At 59.6% G+C, this 21,263-nt stretch carries 22 protein-coding genes; 8 read left to right on the top strand and 14 right to left on the bottom strand.

Annotation, left to right across the window (positions count from 1 at the left end; all coding sequences use genetic code 11):
- The first annotated feature begins 78 nt into the window (after positions 1-78).
- From trxA to FIV03_RS03320, 3 genes are all read left to right on the top strand, one after another.
- The gene (gene trxA / locus FIV03_RS03330) at positions 79-399 is read left to right on the top strand and encodes a thioredoxin (RefSeq protein ID WP_152508668.1); all 321 of its coding nucleotides are present in this window, start codon (positions 79-81) and stop codon (positions 397-399) included.
- Positions 400-544: 145 nt separating this feature from the next.
- Positions 545-1,168 (top strand): nucleotide exchange factor GrpE, encoded by a 624-nt coding sequence (gene grpE / locus FIV03_RS03325; protein ID WP_152508667.1) that lies wholly within the window; start codon positions 545-547, stop codon positions 1,166-1,168.
- A 311-nt stretch (positions 1,169-1,479) separates the two neighbouring features.
- A complete protein-coding gene (locus FIV03_RS03320; RefSeq protein WP_152511804.1) occupies positions 1,480-2,100 on the top strand; it encodes a trimeric intracellular cation channel family protein in 621 nt (206 codons plus the stop codon).
- 419 nt (positions 2,101-2,519) lie between these two features.
- Here FIV03_RS03320 and FIV03_RS03315 read toward each other — a convergent pair whose 3' ends face one another.
- The 5 genes from FIV03_RS03315 to FIV03_RS03295 form a co-directional block, all read right to left on the bottom strand.
- Entirely contained in the window at positions 2,520-3,428 is a 909-nt protein-coding gene (locus FIV03_RS03315) for an ornithine cyclodeaminase (protein WP_152508666.1), read from the bottom strand.
- A gap of 15 nt (positions 3,429-3,443) precedes the next feature.
- A complete protein-coding gene (locus tag FIV03_RS03310) occupies positions 3,444-3,809 on the bottom strand; it encodes a lipopolysaccharide assembly protein LapA domain-containing protein (RefSeq protein ID WP_022998966.1) in 366 nt (121 codons plus the stop codon).
- A gap of 64 nt (positions 3,810-3,873) precedes the next feature.
- A complete protein-coding gene (gene ihfB, locus FIV03_RS03305; protein WP_006940254.1) occupies positions 3,874-4,173 on the bottom strand; it encodes an integration host factor subunit beta in 300 nt (99 codons plus the stop codon).
- A 15-nt stretch (positions 4,174-4,188) separates the two neighbouring features.
- Positions 4,189-5,175, bottom strand: coding sequence for a signal peptide peptidase SppA (gene sppA / locus FIV03_RS03300; RefSeq protein WP_152508665.1), 987 nt, complete (start codon positions 5,173-5,175; stop codon positions 4,189-4,191).
- 146 nt (positions 5,176-5,321) lie between these two features.
- The gene (locus FIV03_RS03295) at positions 5,322-6,245 is read right to left on the bottom strand and encodes a MurR/RpiR family transcriptional regulator (RefSeq protein WP_152508664.1); all 924 of its coding nucleotides are present in this window, start codon (positions 6,243-6,245) and stop codon (positions 5,322-5,324) included.
- Positions 6,246-6,414: 169 nt separating this feature from the next.
- On the opposite strand from FIV03_RS03295, the gene FIV03_RS03290 reads away from it, so the two are divergent.
- The 3 genes from FIV03_RS03290 to FIV03_RS03280 are packed head-to-tail and all read left to right on the top strand — an operon-like array spanning position 6,415 to position 9,286.
- Positions 6,415-6,924: a TRAP transporter small permease subunit gene (locus FIV03_RS03290; RefSeq protein ID WP_022998963.1), complete on the top strand. Its 510-nt coding sequence runs from the start codon at positions 6,415-6,417 to the stop codon at positions 6,922-6,924.
- A complete protein-coding gene (locus tag FIV03_RS03285) occupies positions 6,921-8,204 on the top strand; it encodes a TRAP transporter large permease (protein WP_022998962.1) in 1,284 nt (427 codons plus the stop codon). Before FIV03_RS03290 ends, FIV03_RS03285 begins: the two co-directional genes overlap by 4 nt.
- 35 nt (positions 8,205-8,239) lie before the next feature.
- Entirely contained in the window at positions 8,240-9,286 is a 1,047-nt protein-coding gene (locus tag FIV03_RS03280; protein WP_152508663.1) for a DctP family TRAP transporter solute-binding subunit, read from the top strand.
- Between the two features lie 166 nt (positions 9,287-9,452).
- On the opposite strand, the gene FIV03_RS03275 is transcribed toward FIV03_RS03280, so the two are convergent.
- The 6 genes from FIV03_RS03275 to FIV03_RS03250 form a co-directional block, all read right to left on the bottom strand.
- Positions 9,453-9,881 (bottom strand): peptidylprolyl isomerase, encoded by a 429-nt coding sequence (locus FIV03_RS03275; RefSeq protein ID WP_022998960.1) that lies wholly within the window; start codon positions 9,879-9,881, stop codon positions 9,453-9,455.
- Between the two features lie 235 nt (positions 9,882-10,116).
- On the bottom strand, positions 10,117-11,115 hold the full coding sequence (locus FIV03_RS03270; protein WP_152508662.1) for a 2-oxoglutarate and iron-dependent oxygenase domain-containing protein: 999 nt from the start codon (positions 11,113-11,115) through the stop codon (positions 10,117-10,119).
- A 110-nt stretch (positions 11,116-11,225) separates the two neighbouring features.
- Complete coding sequence (locus FIV03_RS03265) at positions 11,226-12,629, bottom strand: amidohydrolase family protein (protein WP_152508661.1); 1,404 nt, start codon at positions 12,627-12,629, stop codon at positions 11,226-11,228.
- Positions 12,626-13,378 carry an ABC transporter permease gene (locus tag FIV03_RS03260; protein WP_209010000.1) on the bottom strand — a complete coding sequence of 251 codons (753 nt, stop codon included), beginning with the start codon at positions 13,376-13,378 and terminating at the stop codon, positions 12,626-12,628. Before FIV03_RS03260 ends, FIV03_RS03265 begins: the two co-directional genes overlap by 4 nt.
- A gap of 98 nt (positions 13,379-13,476) precedes the next feature.
- Positions 13,477-14,256, bottom strand: a complete 780-nt coding sequence (locus tag FIV03_RS03255) for an ABC transporter ATP-binding protein (protein ID WP_152508659.1) — start codon at positions 14,254-14,256, stop codon at positions 13,477-13,479.
- Between the two features lie 7 nt (positions 14,257-14,263).
- Positions 14,264-15,226 (bottom strand): ABC transporter substrate-binding protein, encoded by a 963-nt coding sequence (locus tag FIV03_RS03250; RefSeq protein WP_228932819.1) that lies wholly within the window; start codon positions 15,224-15,226, stop codon positions 14,264-14,266.
- 427 nt (positions 15,227-15,653) lie between these two features.
- Here FIV03_RS03250 and FIV03_RS03245 point away from each other — a divergent pair, with 427 nt between their 5' ends.
- Complete coding sequence (locus tag FIV03_RS03245; protein ID WP_022998954.1) at positions 15,654-16,148, top strand: nucleoside deaminase; 495 nt, start codon at positions 15,654-15,656, stop codon at positions 16,146-16,148.
- Positions 16,149-16,191: 43 nt separating this feature from the next.
- Here the strand turns inward: FIV03_RS03245 and FIV03_RS03240 are convergent, their stop codons facing one another.
- Entirely contained in the window at positions 16,192-16,671 is a 480-nt protein-coding gene (locus FIV03_RS03240; protein ID WP_152508658.1) for a MarR family transcriptional regulator, read from the bottom strand.
- A 268-nt stretch (positions 16,672-16,939) separates the two neighbouring features.
- Between FIV03_RS03240 and FIV03_RS03235 the strand changes: the two genes are divergently transcribed.
- Positions 16,940-18,871 (top strand): FAD-binding monooxygenase, encoded by a 1,932-nt coding sequence (locus tag FIV03_RS03235; RefSeq protein ID WP_152508657.1) that lies wholly within the window; start codon positions 16,940-16,942, stop codon positions 18,869-18,871.
- 66 nt (positions 18,872-18,937) lie between these two features.
- On the opposite strand, the gene FIV03_RS03230 is transcribed toward FIV03_RS03235, so the two are convergent.
- On the bottom strand, positions 18,938-19,234 hold the full coding sequence (locus FIV03_RS03230; protein ID WP_152508656.1) for a hypothetical protein: 297 nt from the start codon (positions 19,232-19,234) through the stop codon (positions 18,938-18,940).
- Between the two features lie 183 nt (positions 19,235-19,417).
- On the bottom strand, positions 19,418-21,115 hold the full coding sequence (gene rpsA / locus FIV03_RS03225) for a 30S ribosomal protein S1 (protein WP_031268654.1): 1,698 nt from the start codon (positions 21,113-21,115) through the stop codon (positions 19,418-19,420).
- Positions 21,116-21,263 lie beyond the last annotated feature (148 nt).

The raw sequence follows: 21,263 nt of genomic DNA, 5'->3' as shown, positions 1-21,263 counted from the left end.
CCCTCGGCTTCCTACGTTCTTGCCAACTGATGCGCTTACATCGGGTAGGCGCGATCCTGAGACCTACGAGATCTAGTTATGGCTACCACACAAGTTACCGACTCTTCGTTTGAATCCGAAGTCCTGAAATCCGACGGCCCGGTCGTGGTCGACTTCTGGGCCGAATGGTGCGGTCCGTGTAAGATGATCGCTCCGGCTCTTGAAGAAATCTCCGAAGAGATGAACGGCCAGGTGAAGATCACCAAGCTCAACATCGACGAGAACCAGGACATGGCCATGAAATACGGCGTTCGGTCCATTCCGATGCTGATCCTGTTCAAGGATGGCGAGCCGATGGCAACCCAGATCGGTGCAGCGCCGAAGGGCAAACTCTCCGACTGGATCAAGAGCGCCCTTTAATTCCGAAATATATCTGCGGCTGACCGGCTGCGGTTCATATGAGCGCATCCGGCGGGTAAGCGAAAGCCTATCCGCCGATGCTCTTTGAAAAAACGCCAACCGGTCGTATAAGCACCCGCAAACAGTCTGAGCAAACGGATCATTCATGAGCGACGAAAACAAAACCCCGGAAGAGCAGCCGGCAGAAGCAACGCCGGAAACCGCAGCAGCGGAACAGCCGGAAGCTGTCGAAGCGGCCGGTGTCGATCCGATCGAAGTTCTGAAAGCCGAAAACGCGGATCTGAAGGATCGCGCGCTTCGCGTCATGGCGGAAATGGAAAACCTGCGCCGCCGCACGGAAAAGGAAGTCAAGGACGCCCGCCAGTACGCCGTGTCCGGCTTTGCCCGTGACATGCTGACGGTTTCCGACAACCTGCGCCGCGCACTTGAGGCGTTGCCGGAAGATGACCGCAAGAACGCCGATGCGGGTGTTGCTTCGCTGATCGAAGGCGTCGAGATGATCGAGCGTGATCTGCTCAACCAGCTTGAAAAGAACGGCGTCAAGAAACTGGACCCGGAAGGCCAGAAGTTCGACCCGAACTTCCACCAGGCCATGTTCGAGGTGCCGAACACCACAGTGCCGAACAACACGGTTGTACAGGTCATGCAGGCTGGCTACGTCATTGGCGACCGCGTGCTGCGTCCGGCCATGGTCGGCGTTTCCAAGGGTGGACCGAAGGATGTTGCGGCTTCGGCTGAAGCCGGACAGACAGTCGACAAGAACGCCTGAGTTCAACCGACCCCAGAGCTTTGAAGGGGCTGCTCCGCATCCAGCGGAGTGGCCCCTTTTCTTTGGGGCAACCCTTTCGTCAACACAGCTAACCGGAGCCAGGTCCTGCCGTCGACGCGACGCGCGAGGACGACAGCCGGGAACGATCGGTGTTTTTCCAGAAGGCGGTCTGGCCGGATCGCCTGAATCCCTTGAGCGAGATACGCAGGCCTTGAGACGTGAGGCCGAGCGCCGGCGTGGCATGCTACGGGATGACAAAGACCCGGACGTCAGGTACTGCCTTCGGAAAGAAAGTGGGCATGGGGGACGGAATGCTGCTGCAAATGCTGGACTATCTCGGGGTGGCGGTATTCGCCATTACCGGCGGCATCGTCGCTTCGCGCAAGCAGCTGGATATCGTTGCCCTGCTGTTCTTTGCCACGCTGACGGGGATCGGTGGCGGTACCCTGCGTGACCTTTTGCTGGGTGTACCGGTTTTCTGGGTGGAGAACGAATGGTATCTGCTGGTGTGCTTCGTCGTCAGCGCGCTGGTCTGGTATTTTGCCGAGTGGATCGAAAAGCTCAGCAAACCCTTGAGATGGGCCGATGCCATCGGTATTGCGGCCTATTCGGTCATGGGAGCTGCCAAGGCCCTGACTGTCGGTGACACGATCCTGGTGGCGATCCTGATGGGGGTCTCGACGGCAACCTTCGGCGGCATCCTGCGGGACACCATCGCCCGTGAACCTTCCTCCATCGTGAAGCCGGAAATCTATGTCGGTGCGGCCTTTGCCGGTGCGGGCGGATTTGTTGTGCTGGTGCAACTGGGCGCGCCGCAAATCCTTGCTGCGATCCTTGCCGCAAGCTGTGCGCTGATCCTGCGCGGCGGCGCGATCCTGCGTGGCTGGACTTTGCCCGGACACCGTTTTGGAACAGGTTCAGATCCCAATTAAGCCGGGATTGGCTTTCCGTCCCGTGGCCTCAGTGGCCAGTCCAGAAACGACAAAAGCCGGCCCACGGGGAACCGGCTTCACGATTATCGTATAACGGATTTGGCGCGATCGGCCGAACGGGCCAAACCCATGGAGGCAGCCGGTCTCGCCCGTAGGATCGAACGGCCAGGGTGCCATCAAGGCACTAGTAGACAAGCCCCGAACAGGCTGACACATAATACATCAGCCCAAGTGCGATTGCCGGAAGGCTTGCCGAATAGGCAAGCGTCGTCAGCATGATATGCTCCTTCAAAATACCAATGAGAAAGCGAACCCATGGCGGCCGAGCCGTCATCCGGGCGACCCTTTTCGGGCGCTCGCTTTCATGGATTCCCCCTGCTGTTCCGAAATATGGTGTGCACAGGCACGAGTTCCAGACGTCACGTCCTCAAAAAAACGTGTGCAGCCAGTGCGTAGTCTGCGAGCCCGGTACGCGGGGCAGGCAAAAACAGCGTGCGCTGGCCGTAGTAACGCCGGCCGGCTTTTGTGCCCTGTGTGAGGTCCTTCAGGTCGGCAGCCCATTCAAGGTCCGGCCGCGGCGGTTCGCTCAGGTCGGTGGTGAACAGCCGTGCTTCCTGCAGCAGTTCTGTCGGCAATTGTGCTTCCGGATCCAGCACGTCTATGTGGCAGCCCGCAGGAGGATCCAGGTAGGTGAGGGCGTGATGGGTGCCTGTTTCGTTTTCCGGACCGGCAATGCAGATCATGTCCGCGCCTTCCTGAGCGGCATAGATCTCGTTCGTGATGCCCACATTGACCCCCTTGAGCGCGGGCAAGGCGGCGATCCTTTTCTGGATTTCCGGCGACACGCCGGCCAGAAGGATCGACGTCAGGTTGCGCACGGCCGCATAGCCGCACACAAGCCGGGGCAACCTCGGGTCGTCACCGATGACCAGCAGGCGGGACGTGTCTTCGCGGGACAGGTAACTTGCCCCGAGTGCGTGCAGACCGGCCGTGCGCCAGACTGTAAGGCGCATGCCATCCAGAAGGGCTATCGGTTGTCCGCCGGAACCGGAAAACAAAAGGTAGAGACTCGAGGACAGGCCCGTTTGCTCGGGTAGATCCAGCGCCAGGGAACAGCCGATATAGCCGCGCTTGACGTCGCCCTGTTGGGTAAAGTCGGTCCAGGCCGGCTGTACGGTGAGCGCGCCTTGCTGCTGGTTCAGCCGACCGATGGGCAAGGGGGATGCCTTGGGGGCGACTGTGCTGGAGCGATAGGCCCGGCGCAGCGTTTCAAGAACGGCCCTGTCTTCCAGGCAGGCATCGATCTCGTCGCTGGAGATAATACGCATGGTAATGTCGGCCGGTCAGGCGGCGTTGCGGTTGCCCGGTCCTGCCAGTCCCTTGAGATTGGATGCCGGCTGACCTGCTGTGTTCATTTCCCGCAGCTGGTCGGCTTCCTTGTGCCATTTCGCGGCTTCCCGGCGCTTCACGCGTGCTTCCTTGCGCCAGCGGCCCTGTTTGGCCCATGCGCCAAGTCCACCGACGATGATGCCGACACCCAGACTTGCGAAGATGATCCAGAACAGCGGAATGTCCGGGATCGTCAGGCGCGGGTCCTGCGGGTCGAGGGGATTGAGCGACAGGGAGACCGTGTGCCGGTTCGCCACCGACAACGGGATCAGGACAACCGCGATAACGAACAAGATCACGTTCTTGAGGAAACGGGTCACTGGGTTCTCCCGGTTTTGGCCAGATCAGAAGTCGATTTTAAATGGCGTGCCGTGACAAACGCAATCAGTCGTCGCCGTGGTCCACACCATCGTTCAACCGTATACGCATTTCCTTGCCGGTTTTGAAGAAGGGCACGAACTTTTCGTCCACTTCCACCTTTTGACCGGTGCGCGGATTGCGGCCGACGCGAGCGGGGCGGTTCTTGACGGAAAACGCGCCGAAGCCGCGCAACTCCACCCGGTCGCCGCGCATGAGCGCTTCGGTAACCTCATCCAAGATGGCGTTGACGATGTTCTCAACGTCCCGCTGATAGAGATGCGGATTTTGTTCGGCGATATGCTGAACCAGCTCAGATTTGATCATGAAGTGCCCCCTCGCTTACGGATTATTGTCTGCCGCGTCAGAAGCCTGCCAAACGGATACGAGCCCGTCAAGCGTAAGCCCTCGTGGAATCAGCCCCTTAGCTTCACTAACCGGCTCCAGAAGGGCCGATCCGATGCCTTTTCCGAACTCTCGCGAGACCCGGGAGGAAAACGGCAGCTCTTCCAGATTTTCGTTGGCGCTCCAGGTGACGACTGGAAGATCTTTCGGAACGCCCTTCTCGCTTACTAGCCAGTCGATTGCGACATCTTCGCCGCCAATGGCATCGACCAGCTTTTCCGTCTGGGCATCGTGGCCCGTCAGAATGCGGCCGTCTGCAAGTTCCTTGGCCCTGGGCATGTCGAGAGATCGCCGCTCGGCGACCAGTGAAACGAACCAGTCGTAGGAATTGTCGACGAGCTTTTGCAGCATGGCGCGTGCCTCGGGGCTCGTCTGGGAATAGAAGTCGGGCTCGGCTTTCAGCGGAGCGCTCTTGACCGCATCCATTTCCACGCCGACCGTTTCCATCAGTTTGCTGATATTGCCGAACTGGAACAGCACGCCGATGGAGCCGGTGATGGAATTGTATCTCGCGACGATGTGATCGGAGGCAAGGGCGATCATGTAGCCCGCGGAGGTTCCGATTGTGCGGATTTCGGCGACCACCGGTTTCTTTTCGGAAAGCTTGCGCAGCGCTTCGTACAGCGCTTCGCCGCCGGTTGTGCTGCCACCGGGAGAATTGATGGAGATCACCACGCCCTTGACCGCATCGGACTTGCCGATCTTCTCGATCATCTGCAGGGTCTTGCGGCTTTCGAGGATGACGCCTTCGATCGGGATGCGCGCGATGTGGGCCGTCCGCTTGGACAATTCCGAAGCCCCGGAGACGTAGATAAGCCCCCCGATCAGTGCCGCGGCGATGACGACAAAAGTCGCGATCCGCCAGAAGGTCACTTTGCGTCTGAGGCGCCGTCTGTCTACCAGCGCGTCAACATCTACCGACATGAATACGATGTCCCCGACAAGAGCTTATGAAAACCAATAACATACATAGGGTGACCGTTGTAAGAAATGCAATCGGCTTCTCTCAGTTTCACATCAGATTGCGGCGGTTTCTGGCAAGCCGGCGCAGTTTCGTGTGTTCATGAGGCTCAATCGCCCAGAGGTTGAGGTCCGGTGCGGCCATGGAAGGCGGTCAGGGAAGAGCGGATCCGGCGCAGGTTTTCGCTTGTGGCGGCGGCACGGACCTGCGCGACCGTCATGGCGATGGCGTCGACAATCACCAGGTGCGCGTATCGCGAAGCGGTGGGCTTGAAGATGTCAGGGTCCTCGGGAAGATCGACCAGGATGGGGATCTTGGAAATCATTGCAAGGCGGGAGCCTTTCGGTGCAATCGCGATCGTGGTGGCCCCATAGCCGCCGGCAATCTCGGCCGCGCTGACCAGTTCATCCGCTTCGCCACTGGCGGAGACACACAGCAGAACGTCGTCGGGACCGAGCGTCGCCGCACGCATCTGCAGGAGATAGCTGTCGTGCAGGGCGACAGACGGAATACCAAGGCGGAAAAAGCGGCTCGCCGCTTCACCGGCCACCATCGTCGACCCACCGCCGATCCCGGCGGTGAGAAGCTGCCGGCATTTGGCGATCTTTTCGACGGCCCGCTCGATAACGGTCGGATCGACCTGCTGCCGCATGACATTGGCGGTCGCATAAAGCGCGCCCAGAACGCGGTCGATCGCCGTTTCGCTGGCAACCTGCTCGGTGGTCGATGGCGCGGAAATATACTGCAGGCTGACGGCCAGGTTTTGCGCCAGACGCAGCTTGAATTCCCGGAAACCGTCACAGCCGAGTGTCCTGCAAAAGCGAACGACGGTCGGTGTGCTGACGCCGCAGGCTTTTGCCAGTTCGGCGATCGTCATGTCCGAAATTGCGGACAGATGGTTCTGCACGTAGTCCGCAACCTTTTGTTCCCGCGCCGGAAACTGGCCGGCGTGATCGCGGAGTGCGGAAATGAGATCGATAGCGGCATGGCCGTTTGTATTGTCGCCGGTCGGAGTTCGGATCTTTGCCTGCACACATGTCTCCCTGGTTGCGGGATTTGTAATTTGATTACACAAAATCGTCAATCAGCGCCTGATCATAGCCTCATTTACGCGAGAAATGTAATTTAAAAACAAAATACGCTTGACGAAACGCAATTTCTGCTCTGAAAATGTAATTAAGGTACATTTCGGTGGAGGGATTATGCGCGAGTGGGCTGCCAGAACCAGTGCCAGGCTGAATACGGGCGTCGAGGCTGTAATAGCCTTGCTGATGGCACTGCTTGTGCTTGATGTCTGGCTCGGCGTGGTTGATCGCTACTTCTTTCATTGGCAGTTGCCCTGGCCGGAGATCCTTGCGCGCTACCTGATGATCTGGGCAGCCATGCTGGCCGTCTCATCCGGCATCGCCAGACGGGACCATATCGGACTGACGGCTGCCATCATGCGCGTGCCGGTGTCGTTGCGCCGCATTGTGCTGATGGCGATTGATCTCTGCGTTCTCGCACTGTTTCTCTACGTTCTTTGGTACGGGCTCGGTTTCGCGCAAAGCGGCGCCAAGCGGCAGGCCATGATCTTCGGTATCAGTCTGCAGCCGTTCTATGCGGCAATCCCGGCTGCCGCAGCCCTTGCCTCGATCCAGACCGTTCTGGCGATGATCCGGGACAACGGCACCCATCTCGACAATCCTCCGTTTGCGGAGGCCGCAGCATGATCGTAGCCGCTGTCTTCATCGGATTTGTCCTGCTCGGCATGCCTATCGGCTTTGCCATTGGCGCGGCCGGCGTCATCGGCCTCATTCATATGGGCGGTGACCAGTTCCTGGCCATCGGGCCGAGCCGTATCTTCAACGGGTTGAACATCTTCCCCTTTCTGGCGATGCCGTTCTTCATTCTGGCCGGCGAAATCATGAACCAGACGGGTATCACCGACCGGCTGGTGAAGCTGGCCCAGGTGCTGGTCGGCCATTTCCGGGGTGGACTGGCCCACACAAATATGCTCGCCTCCGTGTTCTTTGCGGGGTTAACGGGTTCGGCAACGGCGGATGCGGCGGCCTTCGGGCGCACATTGGTGCCCGCCATGGTCAAGGAAGGCTACAAGCGCGATTACGCGTGCGCCGTAACGGCGGCCGGTTCGATCATCGGACCGACCATCCCGCCGTCCGGTCTGATGGTTGTCTACGGCTCGCTCATGGGCGTTTCAATTGGCGGGTTGTTCGCCGCAGGCATTCTGCCGGGTCTCGTCATCTGCGGTGTCTGCATGGCCGTCATTACCCTTGGTGCGGCCCGCAACAGCCTGCCCAAGGCGGAGCGCCGGGCCAACCTGAAGGAAATCTGGCAGGTCTTCGTTTCCTCAATTACCGCACTGCTGATGCCGGTGATCATTCTGGGGGGCATCCTCGGCGGTGTCGTCACGCCGACGGAAGCTGCTTCCATTGCAGTCGCCTATGCGCTCTTCATCGGTGCATTCGTCTACCGCACGCTGACCTTGCCCGCGCTTTACCAGATGCTCGTGCGCACAGCGCGCATCACCGGCGTGATCTTCGTCATCATCGCCTTTGCCGGCATCCTCGGCTGGTGGATGAGCTTTGAAAAAATCCCCCAGATGCTGGCAGAGACCATCCTGGGTCTCGCCGACAACCGCTATGCGGTCATCGCCATCATCATCGGACTTCTGCTGATCGTCGGCATGGTCATGGATATCACCGCCATCCTGATCATCCTGGCACCGGTTCTTGTTCCGCTCACCGCCCAGGTGGGTCTGGAGCCGATCCACGCGGGGATCATCTTCGTTCTGGCACTCAACATCTCGCTGATGACGCCGCCTGTCGGCGCGTGCCTGTTCGTTCTCTCATCGGTCACCGGTGAGAAACTGGAACGGATTGCCATCAAGCTGGGGCCGTTCCTGGTCGCAGAGGTGGCGGTGCTGTTCCTGTTCGCCTTCTGGGAAAGCGCGGCGATGATGCTGCCGCGTGCTCTCGGGTTTGCCCAATAACAAAAAAACAACCTGACAGAGGAATGGAGAAAATCATGAAGAAGTTCGCAAAGGGACTGGCGGTCGGGCTGACCGCTGCGCTTATGGCCGGCAGCGCGCTGGCAGATGGAAAGGTGTTGAAGTTCGGACACGACAACAAGACCGATCCGTTCGAAAACCCGGCTCATGCCTGCACCGCGGTGTTCTCCAACATCGTCAATGCAGACACCAACGGTGCCGTCGAAGTGGAGGTCTTCGGTTCCAACCAGCTCGGTTCGGCTGCCGAGCATGTGCAGCATGTGCGCGACGGCATCATCCAGGCGACACTGACGTCCACCGGCGCGCTGGCTAGCTACTACCCACGCATCGACGTCTTGAACCTGCCGTTCGCCTTTGCCGACAACGCGGCCACCTACGCGGTTTTCGACGGTGATTTCGGCAAGGCTCTGGCTGCCGACATCGAGGAAGCCCTTGGAGATGTCGTGGTGCTCGGTTTCCCGGACACGGGCGGGTTCTTCGCTGTTACCAATTCCAAGCACCCGATCGCGTCGCTCGACGATTTTGACGGCATCCGCATCCGCACCATGACGCTGCCGTCTCACCAGACCATCATCCAGGCGCTTGGCGCGCAGGCCTATCCGCTATCCTGGGGCGAGGTCTATTCCGGCCTGCAGACCGGTGTCATCGACGGTCAGATGAACCCGGTGCCGATCATTTCCTTCGCGAACTTCTCCGAAGTTCAGAAGTACATGACGCTGACCAACCACCTGTTCTCGCCCTACACGTTCATGGTCAATCGGGACTTCTTCGAAGGATTGAGCGAAGAGCAGCAGCAGACCCTGCGCTATGCGGCGGAAAGCTGCGTAACCGCCAGCCGTGGCCTGTCGCGCATCATCGAAGCCTCCGACAGGGGATTGGCGGGCCTGATGGACAAGATGGAAGTGACCGCTCTCACCGCCGACCAGCGCGCGTCCATGGCTGCGGCGGCCCAGCCGGCTTTCGAAACGCACGTGGCTGAAAACCTCGACCCGAAAGCCAACGAACTGCTCGGCCTGTTCAAGACCGAGGTCCAGAAAGCCAACGACAGCGTCTATATGGACTGAGGCATGGTCTGACATTTTCGCGCGCCGGCTTGCAGCGCCAGTGCGTGAAAAAAGAAGCCCCGCGGCGAACCGCGGGGCTTTTGTCTTTTCAGTGTTCAGACCTCATCAGGGAGCCGAAATCGGCTTCTGACTTTGCCACTGTCAGCTAAACCGGAACCGGTGGGCCTCAGTTGATCCCTGTCAGCTGGATCTCGAACGTCAGCACTTTGCCGGCCAACGGGTGGTTGGCGTCCAGAATGACTTCGTTTTCGGAAATCTCGATCACGGTCACGGTCATCATCTGGCCGTTCTCTGTCTGCGCCTGCAGCTGCATGCCGACTTCCAGCGGGATGTTGGCCGGAATGTTGGTCCGCGGAACAGCCTGGCGTGCGGCCGGATTGTGGGGACCGTAGGCGCTGTCGGGTTCGATGCGGACCGTCTTCTCGTCGCCAACCTTCATGCCGGGAATGGCCTGGTCGAGACCCGGAATGATCTGGCCGGATCCAACGGTGAATTCCAGCGGGTCGCGTCCTTCGGAGCTGTCGAAGACGGAGCCGTCGTCCAGCGTGCCCTTATAATGAAGACGAACCGTGTCGCCGCTTTTGGCTTCGGTCATGGAGCGTTTCGCAATTCTGTCTGTTGGGTGAGTTTTGAGGCCGCGTTTCGTTGGCGGGTGCTCGTCGTGAAACCAAGCCTAAAGGACGGGCAGCAAAAGTAAAGTCTGCCGGATCGTCAGCTTCTGGATAGTTTCGCGGACAAATCATGGCTGTAATGGTGCAGCCACGACGCCGATCGTTTCAAACGATGGTCCCGGCGTCGTGGTTCTACTTTGTCGGATGGCGATTGCGCCGCTATTTCTTGCCGAAATTCGCACCTAGCCGCATCTGGATATAGTCATGTGCCGTCATCGGCTCATACTTGCCTTCCGGTCCTGCAAGCACCGTATCCATGTTGGCCTGGGCGAAATAGGCCATGGAGTAGCGAGGACCGAGATATTCCTCCGGCTTGGGCATGCGCACCCGGTGAAGGTTTGACAGAAGCTTGTCGTCCGACCAGCGCATCAGCATGTCGCCGATGTTGCAGGTGATAACGCCTTCCAGCGGGGGCACGTCGGTCCAGGCAATTGCCCGGCCCTGGCTGTCCTTGCCCGGGCAAAGCTGCAGCCCGCCCTGGCCTGCCTTCTGGTGCAGCAGTGTCAGGCAGTCGAAGTCGGTGTGGGCACCGGCCCGCCAGAACTTGAAGTCCTCTGGCTTGGCATCTTCCATGCCCAGATAATGGATCAGCCGAAGGGTCGACTGGTATTCCGGTGTCAGCGGATCGTGTCCTTCGGTGAAGAAGTCCGGCGGAAACTTCAGCTTGTCGGCGAAGCAGGACAGAACCTTCATCGCCAGTGCCCAGTTGTGCCGCTCGAATGCCAGCATGGTCGCCTTGAAGCCGGACAGTTCTTCGCCGGTCGGCCAGAGACCTGTCATGCGCGGCAGGGTGATCTGGTAGCTTTCCTTCTGGTCGGCTGTACCGGTTGAAGGGCGGACCTGCGCCTTGAATTCCCAGCCTGCATTGGTTCCGGGCCGAAGCGGATATTGTTCTTTCGTCTCTGCCGGCAGGTCGAAGAAGCCGGCCGACAGTCGAAAAGCCTCGTCGATCAGTTCCTGCGGGATGCCGTGGTTGCTCAGCTGGAAAAAGCCGATGTCCGTCGCCGCGGCCCACAGATCCTCGGTGATCTCTGCCTTGCGGGAAAAGAAGTCCGACATGTCGACCTGGGGAATTGACCGGTCGACCGTCTCACCGACGCCGCCGAAGCCTTTTTCCTTTTCCAGTTCAACGAGACCATAAGATGCAGAGGTGCTCATATTTCCGTTCTCCTTGAGAAAGAGGTCCGGGAGCAATGACCCGTGCTCATGGGCACTGACAGCTTCTACTCCACATAAGAATGTGCCTGCCCGACGCAGGCGATTTGCCATCAGGCCTGGGCGGCGCGGGCCCGGTGAGGCGCCGTCATTTCCTTTCTGCGTTCAATCAGTTGCCGGGTAACGCGGCTTGCGTCCGAACCGAGCCCGGCCAGGCCCAGTCCGGGGATGGAACCGTCCCGGACGATCTGCCGCCCGCCGACAAAGCTGTGGCGCAGGCTTGCGGCACCCGTCAGCACGGGAGCAAGGGCCGGGTCGTGAAGACCCATGTTGCGAGGGGCCGAAATGTCGAAAACGGCAATGTCGGCGATCATGCCGGGACGCAGTACGCCGATCTCCTCAAAGCCGAGCACCTTGGCGCCGCCTTCGGTTGCCCAGTTGAGCAGGCTTTCGGCTTGCAACGCCTGCACGCCCTTTGTCGCTCGGTGCAGCGCGAAGGCGCTGTAGAGGGCAGCGCCCATGTCGGCGGCCTCGTTCGCCCCTGCGCCATCTACCGCCAGCGACACTCGGCCGCCGAGATCATGCAGGGCGTCAGCTGGAGCAATGCCTGAGCCAAGCCTTGCATTTGCTTGCGGACAGTGCGCCATTCCGGTTCCGGTTTCCGCGAGCATGCGCACCTCGTCCCGGTCGCATTCCACCAGATGGGCAAACCAGACATCCGGCCCGAGCCACTGCTGCTCGGCAAGCCAATCAACCGGTCGCTTGCCGTATTTCGCCAGGGTGAAGTCCACGTAGGTCCGGTTTTCCGAAAGATGCGAATGAAGGCGCAGGCCCTTGCCGCGGGCAAAGCGGGCGATGTCGGCAAGCTCTCCCGCATCGACGTTGAACGTCGGCGTGGTCGGTGCGACGGCTACCCGCATGCTGGAACCTGGGGAGGGGTCATGCCAGCGGTTTGCAGTCCGCTCGATGCTTGCCAGAAATTTGTCCAGTGGCTCGCTTGGTGACGGCGGCAGGCTCGGATCGGGAAAAGACCGGCCTTTCGTTCCACCACCCCGGGCCAGGACGAAACGGATGCCAAGCGCTTCCGCCTCCGCAAAAAGCACGTCTGCCGGGTCGTAGTCATAATGGTCGGAATAGACGTAGTGATGATCGCAGACCGTTGTCGTTCCGGTGAGAAGCAGTTCTGCCAGTCCGATCCTGGCCGATACGCGAAGGGTTTCCTCGTCGATCAGCGGCCAGTAGCTGTAGGGAACGTTCATGAGCCAGTCGTCAAGTGGCGCATTCATGCCTTCCGGCACGGCCTTCAGGACAGACTGGAATAGATGGTGATGGGTGTTCACCAGACCCGGTGTGACCACGCATCCGCTCGCATCGACAATCCGTTCGCCTTCCCGGGGCTGCAGGTGGCCGATTTCCGCAATCCTGCCGTCGTGAACGCGGATTGCACCGCTGAGGCGGTCTCCCTCCCGGTTGCCGGTGAGGCCGTAGTCAATGTTGTTGATCAGGAAGCTCGTCATTTCTGTCCCTTCGGCAGCGACCAGGGAAAGAAGATCCGCTGTGCGAGGCTGACCAACTGGAACAGGACAAGAGACATCACGACGAGGATGACAAGCCCGGCCCAGGCCTGGGGCAGTTTGAACATCGACGTGGAGAACTGGATGAAGTAGCCGATGCCTTTTTCGGCGGCGACGAATTCGGACACGACAGCGCCGATGACCGAAAGCGTGATCGAAATCTTCATGCCCGAGAAGATGTAAGGCGTCGCATAGGGCAGGCGGATCTGGGTGATCTCCCGGAAGGACGGCGCGCGCAGCGACCTGGACAATTCGATCAGCTCCGGCGGCGTTGCGGCCAGACCCGTCGTCATGGAAACGACCAACGGAAAGAAGGAGATCATGAAGGTGATGACGACGCGTGGTGCATCACCGGTGCCCAGCACCACGATGATGATCGGAGCAACGGCGACGACCGGGACGGACTGGATGACCACGAGCAAGGGATAGAACGCCCCCGAAAGCAGACGCGACTTTGCCAGGCCGACGGCAATCGGCAGTGAAATGACAAACGAAACCGCATAGCCGATGAGGGCGACCCGAAGCGTTGCCCAGATATGCTCCATCCAGCGTCCGGCTGTAACGCTCTCAAATCCGCCCAGAATGCGGGAAGGGGCGGGCAGCACGAAAGAGGGGACGGAAAACAGCCGTGTCCCGGCCTCCCAGACAATCAGGATCAGGACAAAGGTGAACAGGGGAAGTACGACAGGCATCCGAAGCAGCTTTTCGGAAACTGGCAAAGGCCGCTCCAGACGCTCGGGCTTTGGGGTGGTCTTCGCCGCGGCGGTGTCCTGTGTTTCGCTGACAGTCATCAGGCGGCCTCCTTTCTGATCAGCAGCGAGCGAAGTTCGGCCGAGAAATCCTGCATCTCGGGCGTTCTCAGCGCGCTTTCGTCTCTGGGACGAGCGGTCGGCACCTGCAGGTCCGCGATGATGCGACCGGGGCGCTCGCTGAGCACAAGGATCCTGTCGGCCAGCAGCGCGGCTTCCGGAATCGAGTGGGTGATGAAAAGGACTGTCTTCGGGCTTGCCTGCCACAACCGAAGAAGTTCAAAGCCCATGGCATCGCGGGTCAGTGCATCAAGCGCTGAAAACGGCTCGTCCATCAGAAGAATGTCCGGATTGAGAAACAGAGCCCGGGCAATGCCGACCCGTTGCTGCATGCCGCCGGAAAGTTCCGACGGCAGCCGCTTTTCAAATCCTTTCAGGCCGACGGTCTCGATGATGGTGCGGGCCTGTTCGCGGTCCTCCGTCGTCACCCGTCCGTATTTGTGGCGAACCGGAAAGACGACGTTGTCCTCTACATTGACCCAGGGAAGCAATGTCGGCTTCTGGAAGACGATGCCGACATCGTCCCTCGGCATCGTCACCTCTTTGCCGAAGACACTCACCGTTCCCTTTGAAGGTTTCATCAGTCCGGCGGTCAGCCTCAGCAAGGTCGATTTTCCGCATCCGGATGGACCGAGCACCGCTACAAACTCGTGCTGAGCAATGGTCACGGTGACCCCGTCCAGGGCGGTGACGGATCCCGAGCCGGTCAGAAACGTCTGACCGACCGAGGAAAAGCTGATCGCGTTGTTGGTGAGTGCCACTTGAGGGTTACTCCGCTGCCGGCAGGAACGAGCGGTTGACAGCGTCTTCAGGTTTCAGGGATGCCGGGTCCAGATCCTGCGCCGCGGCAACGCGGGTCCATGTCGCCGCCAGCCGGTCGGCATCGATTGTACCGAGCGGGAATTTTTCAGTGACATCGTTGAAGGCAAGCTTGGACGCATCCAGCCAGGATCCCTTGACGTCTTCCGCCGAAAGCTCCGGCACCTGTGCGGAAACTGCCGCAGCTGCCTTGTCCGGGTTTGCATAGGCAAATTCGAGGGACTTCTTGAAGGCCGCAACGAAGCGCTTGGCGACGTCCGGGCGCTCCTCAAGGAACTTGTCACCCGCAACTAGCGATGCGGAATAAAGCTCAAGACCTGCATCAGCCCAGGGCAGCACGACCAGTTCCTTGCCGGCCTCCGCCGCCTGGCCGGAATAGCGCGAGACGTCGGTCAGCCAGGCGATGATCGCGTCCGACTGGCCGGTCATCAGCAGCGGCCCCAACGCGCCAGGGTCGGATTTGGTCAGGGTGATATCTTCTTCCGACAATCCGTTGTCGGCCAGAACCAGCGGCAGGAACACGTTGGAAGAGGTGAAGGGCGAGGTTGCGATCTTCTTGCCTTTGACATCCTTGATCGAGGCAATGCCGCTGTCCTTGGTGGTGTAGAAGGCGTGCGGTCCCATGTTGAAGATGGTCATGACCGCGGTCACCGGCACACCTTCGGTTGCCTTGGCTGCCATCAAGGCACCCATGCCCGCGGAACCGATGTCCGATGCGCCCGTAGCGATCTTGGTAATGGCCTCGGAAGACCCGCGCCCCGGTTCGATCTTGATTTCGAGACCAGCTTCTTCGCAGAAGCCTTCCTGAATGCAGACATAGATCGGCGCCTTGTCACCGCCGGGCAACCAGTCGAGCTGATAGGTCACGAGATCGGCCGCAGCCGCCGGAAACGACCCAACCATTGCTGCCATGGCAACAACCAACGACTTACCGTCAAACATGCGCATCGGCACACCCTTTCGCTGTACTTTCTCTGGAAGGTTTTCGAGTGGCGGGAGCGTTTTGTTGTCTTCGGCCGGCATTCTCATCTCCTGGTCTTGGATGCGGGCGCGTTCGTGCCTGGCATCGTCGATCAACTGAAAGATGAGCAATGTCGGAACCGTTGGGCTCCACCGCTTCTACTCGACCTCTACGGGAAACCGGTGTGCGATTTTTGTCAAGAAAGCCTCAAGATGAAACCGCGAGAATCGTGATCATGAGATCAATATTTCAGCAGTTGCCTTTTAAATTGCCAGTCTTTTGATGTGTTTCTGTTCAATGTGACTGACTGTTTGCAAAGTCTTGCGGGGTGAGCGGTATCATGCTCCCTTCAGGGTAAAGAAATCAAAGGAGCCTTGCGTGACCGATACTCATGACGACAAAGATATTGCGCTGTTGCGCCGGGCATTCGAAATCGCGCGGCAGGCGCGGGAAACGGGCGATCATCCATTCGGCTGCCTGCTGGCAGGTCCGGACGGTGAGGTTCTGATGGAGCAGGGTAACGGTTATTCCGCCGAAGGGCAGGACATGACCGCCCACGCCGAAAGGCTGCTGGCGACACGGGCAAGCAAGCGCTGGCGCCCGGATTTTCTGGAAAGCTGCACCATGTACACATCGGCAGAGCCGTGCGCCATGTGCTCCGGTGCTGTCTACTGGGCGGGCATTGGCCGGGTCGTCTTTGGTCAGACCGAAAAGTCCCTGAAGGAACAGACGGGCGATCACGAGGAAAATCCGACACTCGATCTGCCCTGCAGGACAGTGTTTGCGGCGGGGCAACGCAAGGTCGAGGTTGTCGGCCCGCTTCTGGAAGAGGAAGCGGCCGGCCTGCAGGCGGATTTCTGGGCAGGGAAATAGTCACCGCTTGTTGCGGTCTGGATGCTGAACCTTCGCAGGCCAGTCAGTCTTTTTCCGCAGCCCTGGAGCCGGAACGCAGTGGCGCGCGGCTGAGGTCGTTGACAGCCTCTGTTGCCTTTTGCAAGAGCCGCATGAAATCGTCCGCCTCTTGGCGGTCGAGCCCGCTTAGCATCACCTGTTGCGCCTTTTCCACCGCAGGGCCAAGCCGCGACAGCGCATCGGTTCCGGCGTCCGTCATGTGCAGCACCTTCGCGCGCCTGTCCTTTTCGCTCACGGCGCGAGACAGGAAGCCCTTCTGCACCAGCCGGTCGACTACGCCGGCAATCGTGGTCCGGTCATAGGCAATCAGGCCTGCCAGCGTTATCTGGTCGATGCCCGGGTTTTCCGCCACCCGGACCAGCGCCGCGAATTGCACCGGCGTCATGTCGAACCCGACGGCATCCACTTCCGTATGAAACACCGCCACCGCGATCTGCTGCAAACGGCGGATCAGGTGTCCGGGCATCTGTTCAAGGTTTCGCATCGCCGCCTCCAGGGAGTCAAAAAAAGGAAGTATGCTGATTATATTTGACAGCATGCTGATAATCAGTATGCTTTCTAATTAATCCGTTGTCGATGTTTGTTTGGACATCGCAGCGGAATTGTCAAACGCGAAAGACCCGCAATGCGGCAAGGAAGTCCGGGCTTGAACACCGGCAGCTTTCGCGTGGCCCCATCATGCTGGCGCCGGCCTCTCCCAAGAAGGAGGGTCGATTGCCAAACAGCCGGAAAGTGGCGGAGGAGACGGTCTCATGCAATTTCATCTCGATGGCTTCAAGACCGGTGATCCGGTTATTCATGAACCTAATTCCGACACCACTGCCCTGGCCGACACAGACAGCCTGCCGGACGAAGTCGATGTCCTCATTGTCGGTTGCGGTCCCGCCGGCCTGACACTTGCCGCTCAACTTGCGGCTTTCCCGGACATCCGAACCCGGATCGTGGAGCAGAAAGCAGGCCCCCTGCAGCTTGGCCAGGCGGATGGTGTTGCCTGCCGGACAATGGAAATGTTCGAGGCGTTCGGCTTTGCCGAGCGACTGGAAAAGGAAGCTTACTGGGTCAACGAGACCACTTTCTGGAAACCGGACCCGGCGTCTCCGGACACGATCGCCCGCAGCGGCAGGGTTCAGGATGTCGAGGACGGTCTGTCCGAGTTTCCGCATGTCATTTTGAACCAGGCGCGCGTTCACGACTTTTATCTCGAGATCATGCGCAATTCGCCAAACAGGTTGGAGCCCAACTACTCCCGCCGGCTGGTCGATCTGGAAATGGCGGTCGAAGCAGGGCAGGAATGGCCGGTTACGGTTCAGCTGGAACGGATGGACCACGGACACGAAGGTGAAACGGAAACCGTACGCGCAAGATACGTAGTCGGTTGCGACGGCGCCCGCAGTTCCGTGCGCAGGGCGCTGGGCCGCGAGTTGAAGGGCGACAGTGCGAATCAGGCCTGGGGGGTGATGGACGTTCTTGCCGTGACGGACTTTCCGGATATTCGCTTCAAGGCGTTGGTGCAGTCGGCCAGCGAAGGCAGCATCCTGATCATTCCGCGTGAAGGCGGATATCTGGTCCGCATCTATGTCGAGCTCGACAAGCTGCGGCCGGACGAAAGGGTCGCGAACCGGAACATTACGGTCGATCATCTGATCGCCGCAGCCGGACGCATCCTTCATCCCTATTCTCTCGACGTGAAGGAAGTCGCCTGGTGGTCGGTCTACGAAATCGGTCAGCGGCTTTGCGACAAGTTCGATGATGTTCCGGCAGGAGGCGCTCCGGGCCGCTTGCCTCACGTTTTTATTGCGGGCGATGCCTGCCACACGCACAGCCCGAAGGCCGGGCAGGGCATGAACGTCTCCATGCAGGACACGTTCAATCTTGGCTGGAAACTCGCCCATGTGCTGAAAGGACTGAGCGAACCGGAGCTGCTTGCCAGCTATTCCGCCGAACGCCAGGCGATTGCGCAGAACCTGATCGATTTCGACCGGGAATGGGCAAAGCTTGTCAGCGCGCCGGTGAAATCGGAAAGCAATCCCGATGGCGTCGAACCGGCTGAAGTTCAGAAATACTTTGTGCAGCATGGCCGGTATACCGCCGGCACAGCCTCGCGCTATCTCCCGTCCCTGTTGACGGGCGACGGCGCGCATCAGCAATTGGCGGAAGGGTTCCAGATCGGCATGCGGTTTCATTCCGCCCCTGTCGTTCGTTTTGCCGACGCCAAGCCGGTACAGCTGGGCCATGTCGTAAAGGCGGACGGTCGCTGGCGGATCTTTGCCTTTGCCGATAAAGACGACCCGGCAGCGGAAACGTCGGCTATCCATCGTCTTTGTAACTTTCTGCAAGACGATCTGGCCTCACCTGTTTTGCGTCATACGGCGGCGGGTGAAGATATCGATGCGGTTATCGATCTTCGCGCAGTCTTCCAGCAAAACCATCGCGATCTGGCCCTTGGGCGCATGCCGGCACTGCTGCTGCCTGCAAAAGGCCGCTACGGGTTGAGGGACTATGAAAAGATGTTCTGCCCGGATCTCAGAAGCGGCAACGACATTTTCGAAATGCGCGGCATTGACCGGGATAAAGGCTGTTTGGTCATCGTCCGGCCGGATCAATACGTCGCCGAGGTATTGCCGCTGGATGCCCATGAAGCATTGTCGGGCTATTTCCAGGGCATTCTGAAAGATCGGCGCTAAATCTGCGTTTCCCGGCGTAGGCGTCACGTGCAGGCCGGATTGACGTCACCTGTCTGAAACCTGGTATCAGCGTGCGCCGATACGCCAGGCGACGGCCATGGACTTGAGCGCAGCCAGAACGGCGAAATAGGGCATGATGACCAGAGGTTCGGCAAACGAGCCCAGTGCGAAGGCCATCACGAGATAGAACAGGGAAACGATTGTCGCAAAGAGGCTGGCCGAAACAGCCTTGAACCCGCCGCCGCGGGCCTGGACGAAAACGACCACTGTCCAGACGATGACAATTGCGAAGGCAATGCCGACGAATATGCTGACGATCAGATTGTCTTCCAGGAAATTACGCAGGTCATACCAGCCGAACATGCTCTTGCTCCAGGTGATGGCATGACCGGAAGCTAGTGCACGGCGGAGCAGGCCGCATTCCCCATTTGGGGCGTAAGTTGGAGGGCGCGTTTCTTGCTCTAACCCCCTCGCAACGCAGAAACAAAAAGCCCGGCATTGCTGCCGGGCTTTTCGCTTTCAACTCTCGTGAGAGAGACGAAAATCTTAGTCTTCGGACTGCTGCTTCAGAGCTGCACCGAGGATGTCGCCGAGGGACGCACCGCTGTCGGAAGAGCCGTACTGAGCGACAGCTTCCTTCTCTTCTGCGATCTCGAGAGCCTTGATCGACACGGTGACCCGACGGGTCTTCTTGTCGAACTGGGTGATGCGGGCATCGAACTTGTCGCCAACGGAGTAACGCTCCGGACGCTGTTCCTCGCGATCGCGGGACAGGTCGGCGCGACGGATGAAGGCAGTCAGGTCGCTGTCTGCGATCTTGACGTCCAGGCCGCCGTCTTTGATTTCGATGACTTCACAGGTCACGACGGAGTTCTTGCGCAGTTCGCCAGCTGCACCCGATTCCATCGGATCGCCGGAAAGCTGCTTGATGCCGAGGGAGATACGTTCCTTGTCGACGTCAACATCCAGAACGACGGCCTTGACCATGTCGCCCTTCTTGAACTCTTCGATAACCTGCTCGCCCGGGCGGTTCCAGTCGAGGTCGGAGAGGTGAACCATGCCGTCCACGTCGCCGTCGAGGCCGATGAACAGGCCGAATTCGGTCTTGTTCTTGACTTCGCCTTCGACTTCGGTGCCGATCGGGAACTGCTCGGCAAATGCATCCCACGGGTTCTGCAGGGTCTGCTTGAGGCCCAGGGAGATGCGGCGCTTGACCGGGTCGACTTCCAGGATCATCACTTCGACTTCCTGAGAAGTGGAAACGATCTTGCCCGGATGGACGTTCTTCTTGGTCCAGGACATTTCGGAAACGTGGATCAGGCCTTCGATGCCCGGCTCCAGTTCGACGAATGCGCCGTAGTCGGTGATGTTGGTCACGCGGCCGGTGAACTTGGCTTCGATCGGGTACTTGGCTTCGATGCCATCCCACGGATCGGTTTCAAGCTGCTTCATGCCGAGGCTGATGCGATGCGTGTCCTGGTTGACGCGGATGATCTGCACCTTGACGGTCTGGCCGATGGTGAGAACTTCCGACGGGTGGTTGATGCGGCGCCACGCGATGTCGGTGACGTGCAGCAGGCCATCGATACCGCCGAGGTCGACGAACGCACCGTAATCGGTGATGTTCTTGACCACACCTTCCACGGTATGACCTTCTTCCAGGCTCTGGACCAGTTCCGAACGCTGTTCGGCGCGGGTTTCTTCCAGAACGACACGGCGAGACACGACGATGTTGCCGCGGCGCTTGTCCATCTTCAGGATCTGGAACGGCTGCGGGGTGTGCATCAGCGGGGTCACGTCGCGAACCGGACGGATATCGACCTGCGAACGCGGCAGGAAGGCGACAGCGCCATCCAGATCGACGGTGAAACCACCCTTGACCTGGTTGAAGATCTGGCCGTTGACCTTTTCGTTTGCTTCGAAAGCAACTTCCAGGCGGACCCAGCTTTCTTCGCGGCGAGCTTTTTCGCGCGACAGAACAGCTTCGCCAAGAGCGTTTTCAACGCGCTCCAGGTAAACCTCGACTTCGTCGCCGACCTTCATTTCGCCGTCACGGCCTTTTGCGCCGAATTCCTTCAGCGGCACGCGGCCTTCGACCTTCAGACCGACGTCGATGACTGCCAGGTCTTTTTCGATCGCGACGACGGTGCCCTTTACGACGGCACCTTCATACAGGTCGTTCTGAACGAAGGACTCTTCGAGAAGAGCGGAGAAATCCTCCATGGAGGGATTGTAATCAGACATATATGCTCCTGGCGCCTTCAGGCGCGCCGCCGGCGGGTTGGTGTTGCACTCCGGATCTGTCCTTCTCCCGGGATCGCGGTTTCCGCTGATCCTGCCGCTATCGAAAGCGGGCCGGCGGGGCGAGAGGCGGAAAATCCGGTCTCGTCAC

It is taken from the genome of Labrenzia sp. THAF187b (genome assembly GCF_009363375.1).
GTDB lineage: Bacteria > Pseudomonadota > Alphaproteobacteria > Rhizobiales > Stappiaceae > Roseibium > Roseibium algicola.
Note: the sequence above shows the minus strand (reverse complement) of the source record. Positions and strands in the feature narration are given on the sequence as shown.

What these genes read in the sequence shown, in the direction of transcription:
- FIV03_RS03275 (WP_022998960.1), bottom strand. Translation starts at nt 9,881, where the DNA reads ATGACCGAAGCCAAAAGCGGCGACACGGTTCGTCTTCATTATAAGGGC.
- ihfB (WP_006940254.1), bottom strand. Translation starts at nt 4,173, where the DNA reads ATGATCAAATCTGAGCTGGTTCAGCATATCGCCGAACAAAATCCGCAT.
- FIV03_RS03280 (WP_152508663.1), top strand. Translation starts at nt 8,240, where the DNA reads ATGAAGAAGTTCGCAAAGGGACTGGCGGTCGGGCTGACCGCTGCGCTT.
- FIV03_RS03235 (WP_152508657.1), top strand. Translation starts at nt 16,940, where the DNA reads ATGCAATTTCATCTCGATGGCTTCAAGACCGGTGATCCGGTTATTCAT.
- trxA (WP_152508668.1), top strand. Translation starts at nt 79, where the DNA reads ATGGCTACCACACAAGTTACCGACTCTTCGTTTGAATCCGAAGTCCTG.
- FIV03_RS03240 (WP_152508658.1), bottom strand. Translation starts at nt 16,671, where the DNA reads ATGCGAAACCTTGAACAGATGCCCGGACACCTGATCCGCCGTTTGCAG.
- rpsA (WP_031268654.1), bottom strand. Translation starts at nt 21,115, where the DNA reads ATGTCTGATTACAATCCCTCCATGGAGGATTTCTCCGCTCTTCTCGAA.
- FIV03_RS03250 (WP_228932819.1), bottom strand. Translation starts at nt 15,226, where the DNA reads ATGGCAGCAATGGTTGGGTCGTTTCCGGCGGCTGCGGCCGATCTCGTG.
- FIV03_RS03265 (WP_152508661.1), bottom strand. Translation starts at nt 12,629, where the DNA reads ATGACGAGCTTCCTGATCAACAACATTGACTACGGCCTCACCGGCAAC.
- grpE (WP_152508667.1), top strand. Translation starts at nt 545, where the DNA reads ATGAGCGACGAAAACAAAACCCCGGAAGAGCAGCCGGCAGAAGCAACG.
- FIV03_RS03320 (WP_152511804.1), top strand. Translation starts at nt 1,480, where the DNA reads ATGCTGCTGCAAATGCTGGACTATCTCGGGGTGGCGGTATTCGCCATT.
- FIV03_RS03270 (WP_152508662.1), bottom strand. Translation starts at nt 11,115, where the DNA reads ATGAGCACCTCTGCATCTTATGGTCTCGTTGAACTGGAAAAGGAAAAA.
- FIV03_RS03285 (WP_022998962.1), top strand. Translation starts at nt 6,921, where the DNA reads ATGATCGTAGCCGCTGTCTTCATCGGATTTGTCCTGCTCGGCATGCCT.
- sppA (WP_152508665.1), bottom strand. Translation starts at nt 5,175, where the DNA reads ATGTCGGTAGATGTTGACGCGCTGGTAGACAGACGGCGCCTCAGACGC.
- FIV03_RS03315 (WP_152508666.1), bottom strand. Translation starts at nt 3,428, where the DNA reads ATGCGTATTATCTCCAGCGACGAGATCGATGCCTGCCTGGAAGACAGG.
- FIV03_RS03230 (WP_152508656.1), bottom strand. Translation starts at nt 19,234, where the DNA reads ATGTTCGGCTGGTATGACCTGCGTAATTTCCTGGAAGACAATCTGATC.
- FIV03_RS03260 (WP_209010000.1), bottom strand. Translation starts at nt 13,378, where the DNA reads ATGCCTGTCGTACTTCCCCTGTTCACCTTTGTCCTGATCCTGATTGTC.
- FIV03_RS03290 (WP_022998963.1), top strand. Translation starts at nt 6,415, where the DNA reads ATGCGCGAGTGGGCTGCCAGAACCAGTGCCAGGCTGAATACGGGCGTC.